General features: G+C 61.2%; 14 protein-coding genes and 1 riboswitch. Of the genes, 3 read left to right on the top strand and 11 right to left on the bottom strand.

Annotated elements, in window-relative coordinates:
- Nucleotides 1–135 precede the first annotated feature (135 nt).
- The 5 genes from tpiA to HHL09_RS18180 form a co-directional block, all read right to left on the bottom strand.
- Nucleotides 136–906 carry a triose-phosphate isomerase gene (gene tpiA, locus HHL09_RS18200; protein WP_169456052.1) on the bottom strand — a complete coding sequence of 257 codons (771 nt, stop codon included), beginning with the start codon at nt 904–906 and terminating at the stop codon, nt 136–138.
- 45 nt (nt 907–951) lie between these two features.
- Nucleotides 952–2148: a phosphoglycerate kinase gene (locus HHL09_RS18195; RefSeq protein ID WP_169456051.1), complete on the bottom strand. Its 1197-nt coding sequence runs from the start codon at nt 2146–2148 to the stop codon at nt 952–954.
- 31 nt (nt 2149–2179) lie between these two features.
- Nucleotides 2180–4303, bottom strand: coding sequence for a SpoIIE family protein phosphatase (locus HHL09_RS18190; protein WP_169456050.1), 2124 nt, complete (start codon nt 4301–4303; stop codon nt 2180–2182).
- Nucleotides 4304–4473: 170 nt separating this feature from the next.
- Nucleotides 4474–5520: a type I glyceraldehyde-3-phosphate dehydrogenase gene (gene gap, locus HHL09_RS18185; RefSeq protein WP_169456049.1), complete on the bottom strand. Its 1047-nt coding sequence runs from the start codon at nt 5518–5520 to the stop codon at nt 4474–4476.
- A 197-nt stretch (nt 5521–5717) separates the two neighbouring features.
- Nucleotides 5718–6296: a 3-keto-disaccharide hydrolase gene (locus tag HHL09_RS18180; protein ID WP_169456048.1), complete on the bottom strand. Its 579-nt coding sequence runs from the start codon at nt 6294–6296 to the stop codon at nt 5718–5720.
- Nucleotides 6297–6432: 136 nt separating this feature from the next.
- On the opposite strand from HHL09_RS18180, the gene HHL09_RS18175 reads away from it, so the two are divergent.
- Nucleotides 6433–7572, top strand: coding sequence for a serine hydrolase domain-containing protein (locus HHL09_RS18175; protein ID WP_169456047.1), 1140 nt, complete (start codon nt 6433–6435; stop codon nt 7570–7572).
- Nucleotides 7573–7796: 224 nt separating this feature from the next.
- Here the strand turns inward: HHL09_RS18175 and HHL09_RS18170 are convergent, their stop codons facing one another.
- Nucleotides 7797–8498, bottom strand: a complete 702-nt coding sequence (locus HHL09_RS18170) for an HPP family protein (protein ID WP_169456046.1) — start codon at nt 8496–8498, stop codon at nt 7797–7799.
- Nucleotides 8499–8584: 86 nt separating this feature from the next.
- Between HHL09_RS18170 and HHL09_RS18165 the strand changes: the two genes are divergently transcribed.
- The gene (locus tag HHL09_RS18165; protein ID WP_169456045.1) at nt 8585–9010 is read left to right on the top strand and encodes a MarR family winged helix-turn-helix transcriptional regulator; all 426 of its coding nucleotides are present in this window, start codon (nt 8585–8587) and stop codon (nt 9008–9010) included.
- Nucleotides 9007–10737 (top strand): chloride channel protein, encoded by a 1731-nt coding sequence (locus HHL09_RS18160; RefSeq protein ID WP_169456044.1) that lies wholly within the window; start codon nt 9007–9009, stop codon nt 10735–10737. Before HHL09_RS18165 ends, HHL09_RS18160 begins: the two co-directional genes overlap by 4 nt.
- A gap of 214 nt (nt 10738–10951) precedes the next feature.
- Here HHL09_RS18160 and HHL09_RS18155 read toward each other — a convergent pair whose 3' ends face one another.
- The 5 genes from HHL09_RS18155 to HHL09_RS18135 form a co-directional block, all read right to left on the bottom strand.
- Nucleotides 10952–11848 carry a PEP-CTERM sorting domain-containing protein gene (locus HHL09_RS18155; RefSeq protein WP_169456043.1) on the bottom strand — a complete coding sequence of 299 codons (897 nt, stop codon included), beginning with the start codon at nt 11846–11848 and terminating at the stop codon, nt 10952–10954.
- Nucleotides 11848–13818 (bottom strand): TonB-dependent receptor, encoded by a 1971-nt coding sequence (locus HHL09_RS18150; RefSeq protein ID WP_169456042.1) that lies wholly within the window; start codon nt 13816–13818, stop codon nt 11848–11850. The genes HHL09_RS18155 and HHL09_RS18150 overlap by 1 nt, the downstream gene beginning before the upstream one ends.
- 34 nt (nt 13819–13852) lie before the next feature.
- Nucleotides 13853–14434, bottom strand: coding sequence for a hypothetical protein (locus HHL09_RS18145; protein WP_169456041.1), 582 nt, complete (start codon nt 14432–14434; stop codon nt 13853–13855).
- 166 nt (nt 14435–14600) lie between these two features.
- A riboswitch (cobalamin riboswitch) is annotated at nt 14601–14747 on the bottom strand.
- An 81-nt stretch (nt 14748–14828) separates the two neighbouring features.
- Nucleotides 14829–16376, bottom strand: a complete 1548-nt coding sequence (locus tag HHL09_RS18140) for an RtcB family protein (RefSeq protein WP_169456040.1) — start codon at nt 16374–16376, stop codon at nt 14829–14831.
- The gene (locus HHL09_RS18135) at nt 16373–16936 is read right to left on the bottom strand and encodes a GNAT family N-acetyltransferase (protein ID WP_169456039.1); all 564 of its coding nucleotides are present in this window, start codon (nt 16934–16936) and stop codon (nt 16373–16375) included. The genes HHL09_RS18140 and HHL09_RS18135 overlap by 4 nt, the downstream gene beginning before the upstream one ends.
- Between the last annotated feature and the right edge of the window lies 1 nt (nt 16937).

Below are 16937 nucleotides of genomic sequence, written 5' to 3'. Positions count from 1 at the left end.
CCGCTCCCGCCGCCTAAGGCGGGCCTAGGGGCGACAGCCAATCCACTGACCGATGCGGTGCACCACTCGCCCCCCCCAAAAAAAAGACCCCGCCGAGGCGGGGTCTTCAAGAGGCTATGGCAATCTCAAACCAGATCAGCCCGGGGCGCCGTTCTGGATGATGTCCAGGAAGCTCTGCGGCTCCAAGGAGGCACCACCGATGAGCGCGCCGTCGATGTCCGGGCAGGCCATGAGTTCGGCGGCGTTGTTCGGCTTCACCGAGCCACCGTACTGAATGCGGATCTTCGCTGCGGGGTCGGCACCGAATTGTTCGGCAACGAGCGAACGGACGAAAGCGTGGGCTTCCTGTGCCTGATCGGCGGTAGCGGTGACGCCGGTGCCGATGGCCCAAACGGGCTCATAGGCGATGACGGTGTCGAGCAGGTCGCGCTCGCTCAGGCCCTTCAGACCTTCGCTGACTTGGGTGCGGAGCACCTTTTCCAGCTTGCCTTCGTTCCGCTCTTCCAGCGTCTCACCGATGCAGAAGATCGGGCGGAGGTTCAGCTCGCGGGCCTTGCGGACCTTGGCATTGATGACCTCATCCGTCTCCCCGTAGATCGCACGGCGTTCGCTATGGCCGAGGATCACATAGTGGACGAAGAATTCCTTCAGCATCATCGCGCTGATTTCCCCGGTGTAGGCTCCGGAATCGAACTGCGAGCAATTCTGCGCGGCGAGAGCGATGCTGGAGACATTACCCAGAATTTCGGCTGCCTTGGAAAGCGAGACGAAGGGCGGGGCAATGACGATGTCACAGGGGAAGGTCCGGTTCTGGACCTTGGAAAGGAAGCTGCGGGCGAAATCCTCGGTTTCCGAGGGGCCCTTGTTCATCTTCCAGTTGGCGGCAAAGATGGGCTTGCGAATCATGTAATGTCGGATGGGTGCGGGATGAACAGCGGGAATCGGGCCAAGTCAAGCCTCGGAGAGCGCTGCCACACCGGGAAGCACCTTTCCTTCAAGCAATTCCAGCGATGCTCCACCGCCCGTGGAGATAAAGGTCATCTTATCATCAAGGCCGTACTTGTTCACGGCGGTCACGGAATCCCCGCCCCCGACGATGGTCACGGCAGTGCTGGCGGCCATGGCCTCGGCGACGGCCTTGGTGCCCTTGCCGAAGCTATCGATCTCGAAAACGCCCATCGGGCCGTTCCAGATAATCGTCTTGGCCTTCGCCACCTCCTTGGTGAATTCCTCGATGGCGACATCACCGATGTCGATGCCTTCCCAGCCGTCCCAGGTTTCGCCACCCTTTTCATAGGGTTCGGTGCACTTGGTTTCGGCACCTTCCTTGAATTCCTGGGTCACGCGGGTGTCGGCGGGGAGATAGAACTCCACGCCCTTCGCCTTCGCGGAGGCGAGGATCTCAAGGGCAAGTTCAAGCTTGTCGGCCTCGACGCGGCTGTTGCCGGTCTTGTAGCCCTGCGCCTTGCGGAAGGTATTCGCCATGGCGCCGCCGATGAGGAAGGCATCTGCCTTTTCCATCAGCTTCGAAATCACCTGGATCTTATCGGAGACCTTCGCGCCGCCCATGATGACAAGGAAGGGGCGCTCCGGATCCTGCAGCTTGCCGTCGAGGTATTCGAGCTCGCGCTCCATGAGGAAGCCCATGGCGCTCTTCGGGATGAAATGGGTCACACCTTCCGTGGAAGCGTGGGCACGGTGCGCGGTGCCGAAGGCATCGTTCACGTAAATCTCGGCGCTGCCGGCGAGGGCCTTCGCGTATTCCGGATCGTTCTTCTCCTCCTGCGGGTAGAAGCGGGTGTTCTCGAGGATCAGGACCTGACCGGGCTGGAGGGCGGCGCGCAGGGCGGCGGTTTCCTCGCCGATGCTGTCCGGGGCAAGCTTCACATCCTGACCGAGGATTTCAGCGAGGCGCTTGGCGGCGGGAGCGAGAGAATACTTCGGCTCCGGACCACCCTTCGGACGGCCGAGGTGGGAGGCGAGGACGAGCTTCGCGCCGCCGGAAAGGAGGTGCTTGATGGAAGGGACAGCACCTTGGATGCGGGTGTCATCCGTGATGGCTCCATCTTCCAGCGGGACATTGAAATCCACACGCATGAGGACTTCCTTGCCGTTGACGTCGAGATCGCGGATCGAGAGCTTGGCCATGGGCCGGGAATGGCCGGGGCAGCCCGCCAAGTCAAGCACCGCTTGGGACCGATCCTGTCAGGGCAGCCGGGTCGGTGATGATCTCGGGGATGGCACCGGGTATCACTTCGACTGCCACCACGCAGACGTCGTCATCGTGGTGCTTTCGTTTTTGGAAGGCGGCCACCTCACAGACGATCTTCGCCGGCATGGCAGCCAAGGGACCGTCCAAGGACTCATCGAAGGTTGAAATCAGGCGCTGGATCCCGAAATCCTTTCCGCCGGGATTTTCCGCCTCCACGACTCCGTCCGTGAAAAGAAGGAACACATCCCCTACCCTGATCTGCGAGGAGGACGATTGATAGTTCACTTCCGGCAGCAGGCCCAAGGCAGGCTGGCGCTGCGCACCGGTCCAGAGAAGCTGGGGAGGATTCCCGGTACTGCGGCGGGCGCGGAGCGGTGAAGGATGGCCGGCGACGGCCCAGTGGGCGCGACATTCCTTCGTATCCAAGACCATGAAGAAGGCCGTAACGAAAAGAGTCTGGTGGCTGCGCTCAATGACCTCGTGAAGCTCGCGGTTGAGGATGCCTAGAAATTTCCCGGGATCCCCGGCAGAGATGACGTGATTCCTCACCACCGCGCGAAGGATGGCCGTGACCAACGCGGAACGGGCTCCGTGGCCCATCACATCCGCGATCAGGACGCCGGTGCGGTGCTCGTCCAGCTCGATGAGGTCGAAGAAATCCCCACCCACGGTCGAGGCTGGTTGATAGAAGTGCGCGAAGCCAAGGCGCATGGGGTCCCGGACCTGGCCGACTGAAAAGCCGGGGGCCAAGGATGGCATCAGAGCGGTCTGGAATTCGCGGGCCATTTCCAGTTCCTCCCGGATCAGCGAGGTTTTGGCGTCAACCTCCTCCTCCAGCTCCCGGTTATAGCGCATTACCCGCGAGGTCATGATTCCGAGGTCGGCCGCCAGCTCCTCGACCTCGTCCCCGGTGCGGATCGACTCGATACGCGCGAGATCCTCCTCCGCGGTCTTACGCAGCGCGAAGGCCTCATCATCGGAAAGCGTGACGTCTTTCCTGAGACGGGCGGTGGCAGAGACCGAGCGGGCCGCCTGGCCGAGGACGGAGAGCGGGCTCAGGATCTTCCGGCTGACCAAGGCGTAGCCGCAGAGCAGGCAGAAGCCGGTGGCCAGGCCGGCACCAGTGCCGATCATGAGAATCTGCCGGCGCAGCGGTGCTACGACTTCAGCCTTCGGCGACGAGAAAAGCACATATCCACCCGGCTCGAAGCGCTGGCGGTCCACGGAGCGGGACTGGATGGCCGCAAAACCGGTCATCATCTCAACATCGTCATCCCCCGGCTTGGTAAGAGTCCATCCGCTCCGTCCGATACGGACGGCAAGCACGGAATCCGGGTCGAGCGGCTTCCCGACATCCCGGTAGCCTTTTCCCCCGCGCGCAAGCAGGCGCCCATCCGGCAGCAAGATCTCCAGGCGCCCCCCTCCTGCCTGGCTATCCGGGCGCAGGCGCTGGAACATGGGGGTCACATCGAGCACCAGTTTCGCGACTCCCTTCAGACTCTTTTCGCGATAGACCGGCAGGACGAGGTCGAGTGAAAAGACACCCGCACTCTCATCGAAGTGGAGTTCGTCGGTCCACATTCCCCGCTCTTTCAGGGAGCGGCCGATCTGCCACCACTCCTCATCGGACTGATCGTAGTCGGATGTTTTTCCAGAGGCGGCAATCATCCGCCCGGTATTGTCGGCGATGAGAACCTCCGCGACCTGGCGGTGAGCCCCCGCAAAGCGCACAAGGCTGTTGGAACCGCGATTGGTGAGGATCGATTTGAGAACCGGATCTTCGGGGGAAAGGCCTCTCCAACGGGCTTCGAGGTCCTTTGTCGCCTGGGCATCTGCCGGCACCGTATCCGCCTGCGCGACGAATTCCGGAACCGAGGGGTCCGCCGCGATCCAGCTCCAGAAATTCCCGGCCTGGGATTCGACGGAGCTTTCCAGCGAGCGAGCGAGCGCGGCCGCCTCGGCCTCGTGCTGGCGGCCCTTCGTGGCGAGGAGATGCCGGAAGCCAAAGGTCTGGAGGACGATCAGCCCCACCGCCAGCGGCAGGACCGCGGCGATGGCAAGTGCCGTGGCGAACTTTCCTCGTAATCCCATGGCCCGCATATGATTCCTAGCACACTAACTCGCGGGATCGGAAATTTGCGAGAAGCTTTTCGGTCAAGGCCTCGCGGGTTTTTGGAGCGCTCTTCGGGGAAAAAGGAACACCCGGTCCCTTTGCGGGACCGGGTGCTTCTGAAATCACGCTTGTGGCGCGAAGAACAGGCTTAGAGGCCCTTCTTCACGACGTCCGTGAGGAGGTCGATCACGCGGTTGGAGTAGCCCCACTCGTTGTCGTACCAAGCGACCAGCTTGAAGAAGGTCGGGTTCAGCTCGATGGAGGAGCCAGCGTCGAAGATCGAGGAGTGGGCGTCGTGGATGAAGTCGGTCGAAACCACTTCGTCTTCGGTGTAGGCGAGGATGCCCTTCAGGTAGGTCTCGGAAGCCTTCTTGATGGCTGCCTTGATCTCCTCGAGCGAAGTGGCCTTGCTCGTCTTCACGGTAAGGTCGACCACCGACACGGTCGGGGTCGGGACGCGGAAGGACATGCCGGTGAGCTTGCCCTTCACTTCCGGGCAAACGAGGGCGACAGCCTTGGCGGCACCCGTGGTGGACGGGATGATGTTGATCGCGGCGCTGCGGCCACCCTTCCAATCCTTCTTCGACGGGCCGTCCACGGTCTTCTGGGTGGCGGTGTAGGAGTGAATGGTGGTCATGAGGCCTTCCTCGATGCCGAATCCTTCCTTGAGAAGGACGTGGACGACCGGGGCGAGGCAGTTGGTGGTGCAGCTCGCGTTGGAGATGATATGGTGCTTGGAAGCGTCGTAGAGCTCGTCATTGACGCCCTGCACGAAGGTACCGTCTTCGCCCTTGGCCGGGGCGGAGATGATGACCTTCTTGGCACCGGCGGTGAGGTGGCCCTTGGCCTTCTCTGCATCGGTGAAGAGACCGGTGGACTCGATCACGACTTCCACGCCGAGTTCGCCCCATGGGAGACCTTCCGGGGAACGGGCGGACACGACCTTGATCTCATGGCCGTTCACCACCAGCACGTCATCTTCTTCCAGCTCGGGCTTCGACTTCTTGGAGGAGACGGTGCCGTTGAACTTGCCCTGCGTGGAGTCGTACTTGAGCAGGTAGGCGAGGTTGTCCGCCGGAACGATGTCACCCACGGCGACAACGTTGAAGGTGGTTCCGAGGTGGCCCTGCTCGACGAGGGCGCGGAAGACGAGGCGGCCGATGCGCCCGAACCCGTTGATGGCGATGGTGGTCATGGTGGTAGGTAGTGGCCGCAGGGAGCGGCCGGTTTCCCCGGCAGGTCCTTCGCGCCGGGGGCGGAATTGTGCACTTGCTCCCCCGCACGTCAATGCCCCCGTGGGTCAGGAAATTGGGACAAATCCGTCGCAGCAGGCGCTGTGCCGGGACACTCGTGGTGGAAGGATGGCCGATCAAGCCCCCGGAGCTTCCGGAGTCAGGCCTCCTCGACGGCAAGATCCTTGAACTCGATCTTCATTTTCACACCCGGATGGATCTGAAGGCCGAGGGGACCTGGCTCGGATTTCGCGGTATCCGAGACGTATTCAATGACCTGCTTGCCGTTGAGGGTGACCGTGTAGGTATTCCCCTTTGCCACGATCTTCATTTTGTTCCATTCGCCGGTCTTGAGGAGATCCTTCACGCCCTCGGCTTCTTGGGGATACTTGCCCTTGTTGCCGATATAGGGGGAGCCGGTCATGTCCCGCTTCAGCGAACGGGAGGTGCCGATCTGGATTTGCTCGTTCTCATTCCGGAGAAAGACACCGGAGTCGATGTCACCGGAGAAGCGGAATTCGAACTCCATAGTGAAATCCTTGTAGCTCTTCTCGGTCCACAGGATCGAGCTCTGCTTCTTGTCGTCGCTTTCCCCTTTGAGAATGCCATCGGCAGCGGTCCAGTAGTCGGAGCCCTTGAGCTTCCAACCGGTGAGGGTCTTGCCGTCGAAGAGTTTTTCCGGCGCGGCGAGGGAGATTCCGGAGAGAAGCAGGGAGGCGAGAAGGAGACGGATTTTCATTTCGGGTCTATTTACGGATTTGTCGGACAGATCTTTTCCGGCGGGAAGAAAATTAGCGCGGGCACATCTCATCCCCCAAGCGCAAGGCACGACGTGTCCTTGCGTCCGATCAAACCCGACATCTAAGCTTCCGACAATGAAACCCGTAGTCCTCGCCATCGGCCTCACGACCCTTGCCACTTTCGCCCAAGATGCGCCCATCCTCCCCGCCGTGAGCGCGGCCATGGACAAGGTGATCGCCGACAAGGAAATCGCGGGCTCAGTGACCCTGATCGAAGACAAGGAAAAGCCCCTGCACCTGGCAACGAACGGCTACTCGGATCTGGAGAAGAAAACCCCGATGGCGAAGGACTCGATCTTTTGGATCGCCTCGATGACCAAGCCCGTGACCGGCACTGCGGTGATGATGATGCAGGAAGCCGGCAAGCTGTCGGTGGAAGATCCCGTTTCGAAATATCTCCCGGAATTCAAGGATCTGAAGGACGCAGAAGGCAAGCCGGTGACGATCACGATCAAGCAATGCCTGACACACAGCACGGGCCTGGATGAAGTGCGCGGGCCGGAACTGGCAGGCGTGGTCACACTGAGGGATCTGATGCCAAAGATCGTGGCAAAGCCGGTGAAATTCGCACCGGGCAGCAAGTGGGAGTATTGCCAGACGGGGATCAATACGGCGGCCCGCGTGGTGGAAGTGGTATCCGGCAAGGATTTCCCCGGCTTCCTGCAGGAGCGCCTCTTCACGCCGCTCGGAATGAAAGACACCACCTTTTACCCAACCGAAGCACAGGCAGCACGGATCGCGACCAGCTACCGCCGCACGGATGCTGGCGAACTGGAGAAAGCCGGGTTGATGTTCTTGGGAGACAAGCCGGTGACGAGCAAGGATCGCTACCCCTTGGCCAACGGCGGACTTTTCTCCACGGCCGAGGACTACGGCAAATTCGCCCGGATGATCCTGCGCGGGGGCGAACTGGGCGGGCAGCGCTACCTGAAGGAGGAATCCGTGAAGCAGATGACAACGATCCAGAGCGGAAACCTACAGACCGGCTTCACGCCCGGCAATGGCTGGGGCCTGGGCTGGTGCGTAATCAAGGAGCCGCAGGGCGTGACGGCTGCAGTCTCGCCCGGGACCTTCGGCCATGGCGGTGCCTACGGAACCCAGGCATGGATCGATCCGGTGAAGGGGAAAGCCTACGTGATGCTGGTGCAGCGGGCGAATTTCGCGAACTCCGATGCCTCGGTAGTGCGGGAAGCCTTTCAAAATGCCGCGAAGTGAAGGGCTTACGTGCCCCCTGCGTAATCTCCGCCGCACGCGATCACGTGATTCCAAAAGGGGGTAAAATCGGACATCACTAGTTCCGCAGGCGAGACCATCCCCCCAACGGTCGATCCAGCAAATCCCCCCACAGACATCCCCCCGACAACCCCCAAGGGAAAACCCGCCGCGCTCGTTCCCCCCCCCAACGATTCCGGCGGGTTTTTCTTTGTCCGGCGAGCAGGCTACTTTTTCCGCAAGATCCCGACGAGGGTGATGAGATCGTCCTCGGAAATATCGACGAAGGAATCGAGCTCACGAAGCGCAGCGATCACTTCATCATGACTCGGCGAGGTGGCGGAGGGCGGAGCTACCGGGCGATTCCACGCAGCGGGGTAACGCCGCCAGCCGAAGAAGGAATTGAAGAAAACGGCGGCGCCGAGCATGACGAGGCAATTCGCGAAGACCGGGCAAAAGACGAAATTGTAGCCGAGGTCGTGGATGGCAGGTCCACCGAGCACAGCGGTGAGCGCAGTGGCCCCGCCAGGAGGGTGAATGCACTTCAACTGGTGCATCACCGCGATGGTGAGGCCGACAGCACAGGCGCCAGCCAAGGCAGAGGAGCCGATCCATTTCGCACAGGTGACACCAATGAAGGCAGCGAGGCAGTGGCCACCCAGGACCGGCCAAGGCTGGGAAAGCTGCCCGTGCGGCACCGCAAAAAGCAGAACCGCACTTGCGCCCATGGAAGCGATGAGGCCGGTGGCATGAGGCAAGTGCAGGGATTTCTCACTGATGAGAATGAGGAACAGGATCGAGATGAAGCCACCTAGCAGAGAGACAAGCTTCTCGCGCTTGCTGACTGCGCTGAGCTCGATGCCGAGCCATGCGATAGGGAATTTGAAGCGCTGGATGGTCAGCGGGAGATCGGGGTCGCTTGAGTTCACGGGAGGCAAGAAAGCGCGCAGCCCTGCTTGGTCCGGGCAACGCGGGGCTTGCAATGTATCGTGACCCGATACATTGCAAGCCCCGGATGCCTGCACGAACCCGGAAACTTTCGGACGCGGATTACGAGCGCCTCGCGGATTTCCGCTACGCGCTGCGCTGCTTTTTGGAATTCAGCGAGAGCGCCGCGATCCGGGAGGGCCTGACTCCGCAACAGTATCAAGCCCTGCTGGTGATCCGCTCCAGCCCCGGGGCGAATGCGACCGTCCGACGTCTCGCGGACCGGCTTCGCATCAAGCACAATACCGCTGTCGAACTTGCACAGAGGCTAGAGGCAGGCGGCCTGATCCTGCGCTGGCAGTCGCCGGACGATGGACGGGCACTCTGCCTCACGCTGACGGATGAAGGCGAAGCAAAGCTGGAGTTGCTGGCGCAGGTGCATCGCGCGGAACTACGACAGCTTAGCCCGGAGATCGTGGCACTGTTCCAAAGCCTGGAAACTGGCGAAGCATGATGAAGGATACCTTGGAAAAAGTCCGGTTGCCGCTGCTAGCCATTCCTGTCGGTGCCTGCGTGGCAGTCGCGGGCATCGGCCTGCTGAACCTGATCTGGTTGATCACGAATTTCTGTTTCCACGGAACGATCTCCATTCACGAGGGAGCGGCAGATTTCTCCACCTTGGGCGCATGGGGCATTCTGATTCCCTGCGCGGGTGGCTTGATCATCGGGGCGGTCGCTCGCTACGGTAGCGAGGATGTGCGTGGTCACGGCATTCCCGAAGCAATGCAGGGAGTGATCCTCAAGCGCAGCCGCATCTCGCTGAAGGTGGCGATTCTCAAGCCGCTCTCAACCGCTATCTCGATCGGCACCGGCGGCCCCTTCGGCGCGGAAGGCCCGATCATCGCCACGGGTGGAGCGGTGGGGTCACTCTTCGGCCAAGCGATCCCATGCAGCACGGCGGAGCGAAAGGTCTTGCTGGCGGCTGGTGCGGCGGCAGGCATGACGGCGGTTTTCGGCACGCCGCTCGCGGGTGTGCTGCTCGCGATCGAGTTGCTCCTTTTCGAATTCCGCAGCCGCAGCCTGATCCCGGTGGCGATGGCCGCCGGCAGCGCAATGGCCCTGCGAGGGTGTTTTCATGAGCCTTTCCCCATGCTGCCCTTGGTATCGGTTGATGCACCGGGGCCGGCCCTTTCCGCGGGCTCGGTGTTCATCGGCCTCGCTTGCGGAGGCGCGGCGGTGCTGATCACCCATGCACTCCATGCCATCGAGGATCTCTACGAGAAGCTGCCCATCCACTGGATGTGGTGGCCGGCCCTTGGTGGCTTGGCCGTCGGTGTCATCGGTTGGATCGATCCGCGGACAATGGGTGCAGGCTACCATAATCTAAGAGCGCTGCTGGAAGGGGACGTGACGACCGCGGCTCTGGCCAGCTTGGCGGTCTTCAAGTTTCTCTCATGGTCGCTCTGCTTGGGCAGCGGAACGGCGGGCGGGACGCTTGCCCCGCTGATGACGATCGGGGGCGTGGTCGGAGCTCTGGTTGTCCACCTGCTTCACGGGGTCCCTGGTTTCGAAAGCATGCCTGTGGGCATCGGGGCACTGGTGGGGATGTCGGCCGTCTTCGCTGGGATTTCGCGAGCGCTGCTGGCCTCGGTGGCCTTCGGATTCGAGGCGACACATTCGACGTCGGCTTTCGGGCCGCTGTTGTTAGGCTGCGGGATTGCGGTGCTTGTTTCACGGCTCGCGATGCATGAGTCGATGATGACGGAGAAGCTCTCGCGGAAAGGGGTGAAGGTTCCGTCCGACTATGAGCCCGATCTGCTGCATTCTTTTACGGTGGGACAGGCGATGTTGCGCAAGCCTCTGACAGTGCCCCCCACCGAGAGCGTATCCGCCTTGGCAGACCGCATGGTGGGCAGCGAGACGAAGTGGAACACGGCGCGGCTCTTTCCGATCGTGGATGAGGGGGGCATCCTGTTAGGAATTATCAGCCGCGCGGACGTGTTGGCTGCCGTGCAAGTGGCTCCGGATTCGACGGTGCTAGAGGCAGGAGTCGAACGACCCGTAGTCGCGCATCCGGAGGAGACGCTCGCGGAAGCAGCGGACCGGATGATCCTGCACGATGTGGGACGCCTGCCCGTGGTTTCCCGTGACGGATCTCACCGGCTCTGCGGCTTGGTGAGCCGCCGGGAAGTTCTCCAAGCCCGGCAGCACCGCCTCGATGCCGAGAAGCGCGAAAGCTGAACGGGTGAGCCTACGGGTATTCCGACGGCACGCGATTGCGTGATTCCAAAGCGGGGCAAAATCGGTCATTACTTTTCCCGTGAGCGAGGCCATCCCCCCACGGCCGAACTGACAAAAAATCCCCCCGAAAAAATCCCCCGAGGATTGCCCGCTGCTCTCGTTTCCCCCGGACGAAACAGCGGGCTTTTCGTTTCCTCCGGATGGGAGTTCCGCCTCAGTCCAAACGCACCACTCTCCAGAAGAACTTTGCCTCAGCGGGCTTGGCGACAGAGAACGAGGTCGAACCACCAGTCGGATCTGCCGGCAGTTCCTGAACGGGAAGCCATTCCACACAATCGGGCGACTTCTCGATCCGATACCGGTTTCCCGGATTGCTGCCCCATTCGATCTCAAAGCCGCCTCCATCGAGCCCGGAGAGGACTATCGGAAAATCTCCGTTGTTCCGGTGGATCACACCAATCGCATCGAGGTCGAAGCCCGCGGATCCGGTGGTGGGATAGGGATCGAAGATCGGACGGTTGTCGCTGTCCTTCGAGGTGCCATTGCCAAGGATGTCGATGAGACGCACAAAGCGGACGTTGTTCTTGTCCAGCGTCGGCGGCGCGCTGAGGTCAGCGAGATCGAATGGCGTCCCGAAGCCACCGCGATGCTTGCCCGCCAGACCACGCAAGTTGGTGGGATCAATCGAGTTCGTGGCAGAAGACGTGAGCGAAGCCGAAGGGAAACGGATGAAATTCACCCCATCACTCGACACCTCGACAAAGGCGAGTTCGAGGAAGGTATTGCTGAAAGAGTTCTCGAAGACGGCAAAGTCTGCCCCCTCCCCGTCCATAATGGGATGCGGAAAGTAGAGGGTGATCTTTCCCCCGTCTCCCAGACAGACAATGTCGAAGACGTCCTCGGTCGCCGGGCCGTAAGCTTTCGCTGGAGTCCGCCAGCTGTTCGTGACATTTGCGCCGAGAACGTAGTCGAGATGGCCGCTGACCCACTGGACGAAACGTGGATCGTCCTTCGAGATCGCATCGCTCCCGGAGGCTCCAGCGGCCCCTGGATAGGGACCGGCCACGGCAGAGGTGGCGAGCAGGATCAGAATGAAAATCCGGTCGATCATCAGAGTTCGCGGCGAATGCCGATTTGGAATTGCCTGCCAGCGGCGGGGTACCAGACCCCGCTGTATTTCACCGTGGCATAGCGTTCGTCGAAGAGATTGTTCACGCGCGCGTAAATCGAAAGGCCGGGTTTCGGCTCGTAGCGCAACAGGAGGTTGGCGACACCGTAGGATGGCAGTTTCTCCTGCACGTTTTGGAAGTCATTCCCTTCAAAGGCGTCGCTGACATACTGATACTCGGCCTGAACCGTGACACATTCGATCGGGCGGCAGGCAAGCGTCGCCGTCAGTTCGTGCTTCGGAACAAGGTAGACCTGCTTGCCCTCGTAAGGCCCGTTCTGGAACTCCGCGGTGAGCGTCGTGTAATGGAACTGTGCATCCCAGATTCCCGATTGATAGCCTGCGGCAGTTTCCAAGCCGACGCGGCGGGTGTCGGCGAGGTTCAGATTGAGGTTCTGCAGGTAGTCGAAAATGATCTCGCCTTCGAGCCACTGCGCGAAGCCATTCATGCGGAACATCCATGGTCCCGGCTTCCACTCGGCACCTAGCTCCACATTGTGGCCCGTCTCGGCTTGGAGCTGGTCATTGAAAGGCACGCTCAGAGGATAACCTTGATAAGACGCGATCTCATCCATCGAGGGCAACCGATAGAGCCGATCATAGCGAAGCCATGAGCTGAGATCGGATCGCGGCTCCCAACGCAAGCCAATCTGATAGGCTTGATTCGTCTCGTCATTCCCACGGGAGAAGTTCAGATCAGGATCCTCCGGAAAGGCAAAGCTCCGGGCCGAAGCATCGACTTCCGAGACTTCCCAGCGGGCCGAAGCATGAAGATACCAGCTCCTCCATGGCTCCCATTCCCCGTTCGCGTAGAGACCAAGCACATCGCGCGATAGCTGAGCGGCGGTTGTTTGGTTGATCCGGGCGATCTCGGAAAATTGATCGAGCTCGAGCGAGTCGTAACGATACTGCGCCCCGGCCTCCGCGGACCAGGCTTTCCCGCCGGCCATCACACGAGGCGAGACGAGGATGGTCTCCAGCAGATTATCCGAATGCATCCCGGGACCGAAATTCCACTCTTGATCCCTACGGGTGAAGGAAACCGGCAACTCGAAAGAAAGGTCGCTCCCCTTCCCTAGCACGAGGGAGGAATCCGTGGACCAGCGGCGCTGATCGCTGAAGTATTGATCCGCTTGACCCGCGAGCGCATAGATCGACTCGCGGGGATTCAGAAGGTAGCGGTCCTTCGTCAAAGGTCCGGGGAAACCATTGAACTCATCAGCCCAGGAAACGCCGAAGATTGCTTCCGCCCCCTTTGCGAGCTCCTTGTTCCAGCGAAAGGCGGCGGACTCAAGTTCGCTGGCAGCATTGTCGCGCCAGCCGTCCGTGAAGTTCCGCTCCAGATCAAAAGAAATACCATGACCATCGTAGGTCCCCTGATGGCTGGCGCGGGCCATCATGTAACCATCGCTGCCGCCTGCGGCTTCGATTACGGAGGCAGTCTTTCCACCCTCCTTCGTGATCAAATTGATCACTCCCCCCACCGCATTGTTTCCAAAACGCGCCGTCTGGCTCCCGCGTAGAATCTCCACGCGGGCCAAACGGGAAATCGGCACCTCCAGCCAAGATACCCCGCCCATGTCCGGGCGATTGATCGGGCGGCCATCGACCAGCACCAGCACGCGCGATGAAGCATTCTCGCCAAAGCCACGCAGGTGCACGGCGGAGCCCGAGCTATTCCCCGAAGTGCTGGAAAGGCGGATACCTCCTTTCGTCGCGAGCAGATCCGCGACGGAGCGCACACCCGCCCCGGCAATTTCCTCCTCATCGATCACCGTGGAGCTCCCCGCGAAATGCGCCGGTATAACCGTTTCCGCATTCGCCTCCACGATGATCTCTGAAAGCGACTCCGACTCCTCCGCGCCAAGGGCGGGAGAGAGCAGGAAGATCGCGATGAAAAGACGAGGATTCACTTCGTCCTGAGAAGCCGCCAGAGGGCGGATTAAATCAGCGCTTGCGGCGGCGGATCACCAAAAGGCCACCAGCCAGGGCGAGAACGCCCATCGATGGCTCCGGAACCGGAGTCACCGTCGGCTGGGTGGTGAAGTCCGAGTATTTCAGGGCATCCCATGAACCCGGTTCGATCACGCGATAGGGAATCGAAAGGCCGCTACCGGATGACCAAGTACCGCTACCAATCGGGCTGGCAGACGGGAAACCCGCCTGGCCACCGGAAACCCACTGGGTCCAAGAAGGAGAGTAAGGTGGTTCGGACACGCCGGTCTCCGTGGAGCCATTCCACGTGATGGCATTTACAAACCAGTTCGGGGATTCCTCGCTCCCGAAATTGAAGGCCTCGATCGAAAGATCGCTCTCGTGCGAGTCCACGATCTGCAGCAGGTCCCACGAATCCATGGGATCCGAGGAATTGTAAGTGTAGTGGATCTCGTAGGTGCGGGTGCCGACGTTCGGCGACTCCAGCACGAAATAGGAGGTATCGGTACCCGTGCCGATGACGATATTCGCCGCGTGGGCCACGGCAGTGAAGGCGCATGCGAGGGCAAGCGCCATGAATGTGCTCAATTTCATCTGATTCTCTTCGATTGGTTGTTCCCCGAGAAGAGAAGAGGATGCCGCTGCTGGTGACGGTGTCACCCGCTGGCGATCTCCGCTCCCGTCACCTTTCTTCAGCGGAAAGGCCATCGCGCTGCCGCCTTCGGAGGTGCGGCAACGTGGACGAGTGAGGAGGGACGAAGTATTCGGGCTCCCGACTATGAAGGGGCGGCTTTCACCGCTCCTCCGCCTCCTTCCCGCCTTCACCCGTGCTTGCGCCGGATTGGCCGTGTGGGAATTCGTTCGTCGGATACCGCAGCGCGACTGCTCCGGATTCTCACCGGATTCCATGCGCCCGCCTCAGGTCATCGGCGGGATGCCACCAAGCCCCGGCGGGATAGGCAAGGATTTTGCGGAGAGAACGGCGGACTCACCAGTCCTCCCGCAAATCCTGCTTCACGCGGCGACGATCAGCACGATGCTCGATCTGGCGTTTCTGCTTGGGAGTCAGCTCCTCCTCCCGATCCCGCCAAGAACGCCCGGAATCCCCCGCCATGATGCAGCCGAGCGGGCGAATCTCGGCAACGATCTCAGCGAGGCCGAAATGGCGGATCTGGTCTCTTACCTGCGCGGCATTTTTATAGGCCACGGGAGTTTCGCTCAGATCCGGCTTGCCGCAGAACCAGCGGACATCGAGCCCATCTGTGCCCCGTTCGATGGCGGTGCGGCGGGCAGCTTCGTCACGGAACTTCTTCTTCAGGGCGGTGCGGGAAAGATTCCGCCCGGCCCCATGCGGAGCGAAGGAAAGGAACTCCTCGCGATCAGCCCCGAGCACCAGCAGCACCGGCTCCGCCATATTCAGCGGGATCAGGCCAAGCTGCGGCCTGCCTTGATCGTCCTTCCATGCAGGGGTCGCTCCTTTGCCATGGTAGAAGGTATCGCCGCGCTGCCAGACGAAATTGTGTTCGTTCCCGACTTCCGCGACTGCCTTTCCGCCGATGCGCTCAAGGAAACGCTGATGAATCGAACGGTGATTCGCCTTGGTCCAGCGGGCCGCGTATTCCAAAGCATGCCAGTAGTCGCGGCCTGTATCCGATTTTGCATCGAGCCAGGCAGCCGCCTGGGGAATGTGCTGCGCAGTGCGGGCGACGTGCTTCTCCGCGGCGATCTGGCCGCGCTTGTAGACATGAGCGCCGAGGCTGCGGGAGCCGTGATGAGTCACCAAGACGCGATAGCGCTTCGTCCCGCCCTGAACGGGAGGCGTGAAACTGGAGGCCAGATCTCCGTGCCCGGCGAGTCGGAGCGTGACGAGCATGGCTTCATCCACGTCAACCTCCCCGACAAAGGCGAAATGATTGCCATCGCCCTGATCCGCGATCTGCGTCCGGGCACGATCCCGCAGGCCATTGAGAAAGCGGTTCTGCCAGACATTTTCATCGATGACCGGATCGTAGACGAGATCATCCAAATGCCGATGCTCGGGACCGAAACGGGTGGAAGTCATCAGGGCATCGAGCTCCTTTGCCACGCTGCTACGCTCCTCGTAAAAGGTGGCATACATGGAACAGCAGATGTCCGCGGAATGGGCAGACGGGATGATCGCATTTTCCACCGCGATGGCACCGCCGACCGGGATCACCGCGGCGCCGGGTCCGGACGGACAGGCATCCGGCATGATGGCACCACGGGCGATAACCGGCGTTTTCAGCAGCTGGCTCATCTGCCGGCGGACTGCTTCCACGTTTTCCTTCTCTTCCTTGTTGGAAGCCAAGATCGCCTCGGCGAGCGGTGAAGGCTTCTCGCGCATCACGAACTTCACCGGTGGTGGCGCGACGTCCCGCTTCAGCAGCTTGAGGGCATACTTCGCATCCGTGATGCCGCGAGCCTCATACTCGGCGACTTTTGCGAGGAGGTCTTTGAAAATCAGGCCGGGCTCATAGCCGGCACCGATCAGGTCCTGGGAGGAGAGAAGATTCATATCGTTGCAAGGTTCGTCCGCCATTGTCCGGCGGCAATGCCGTAGCGGACTTCGTCGAAGCACTGGTCCCCGCGGGATGCACCGAGTGGCGTCGTGCCGAGGTAGAGCAGGCCGGCCTTCTGCATGACACGACCGGATGCAGGATTGTGAATGAAGTGGTAGGTGACGATGACCGGGAAATCGAGATCCTCGAAAGCGTAACGGATCACGCGGCGAAATGCTTCGGTCGCGTAGCCCTGTCCCCAGTGCGGCACCCCGATCCAGTAGCCCACCTCGTTGTGGCGATCCGAATCATTGAAGATCGAGATGGCACCGACGAGTTCCCCGCTGTCACGCAGGCAAATGACGAAGGATGCCTTCTTTCCCTCGATCCACTGCTGTTCGGAGAGATGGACCCAATGGATACAACTGCCCTTTGGATACGGATGAGGAATGAGCGCGGTCATCTCCGCGACGCGGCGATCGCTGATGAAGGACTCGATCGCCTCTGCATCCTCCGGCACGGGAGGACGGAGGATCAGACGTTCGGAGTGGAGGACAATGGGAACGATGCTTTTCATG

Origin of the sequence: Luteolibacter luteus, assembly GCF_012913485.1 — a bacterium.
GTDB classification, from domain to species: Bacteria; Verrucomicrobiota; Verrucomicrobiia; order Verrucomicrobiales; family Akkermansiaceae; genus Haloferula; species Haloferula lutea.
The sequence above is the reverse complement of the archived record's forward strand: the minus strand, read 5'-3'. Positions and strand labels throughout refer to the sequence as shown.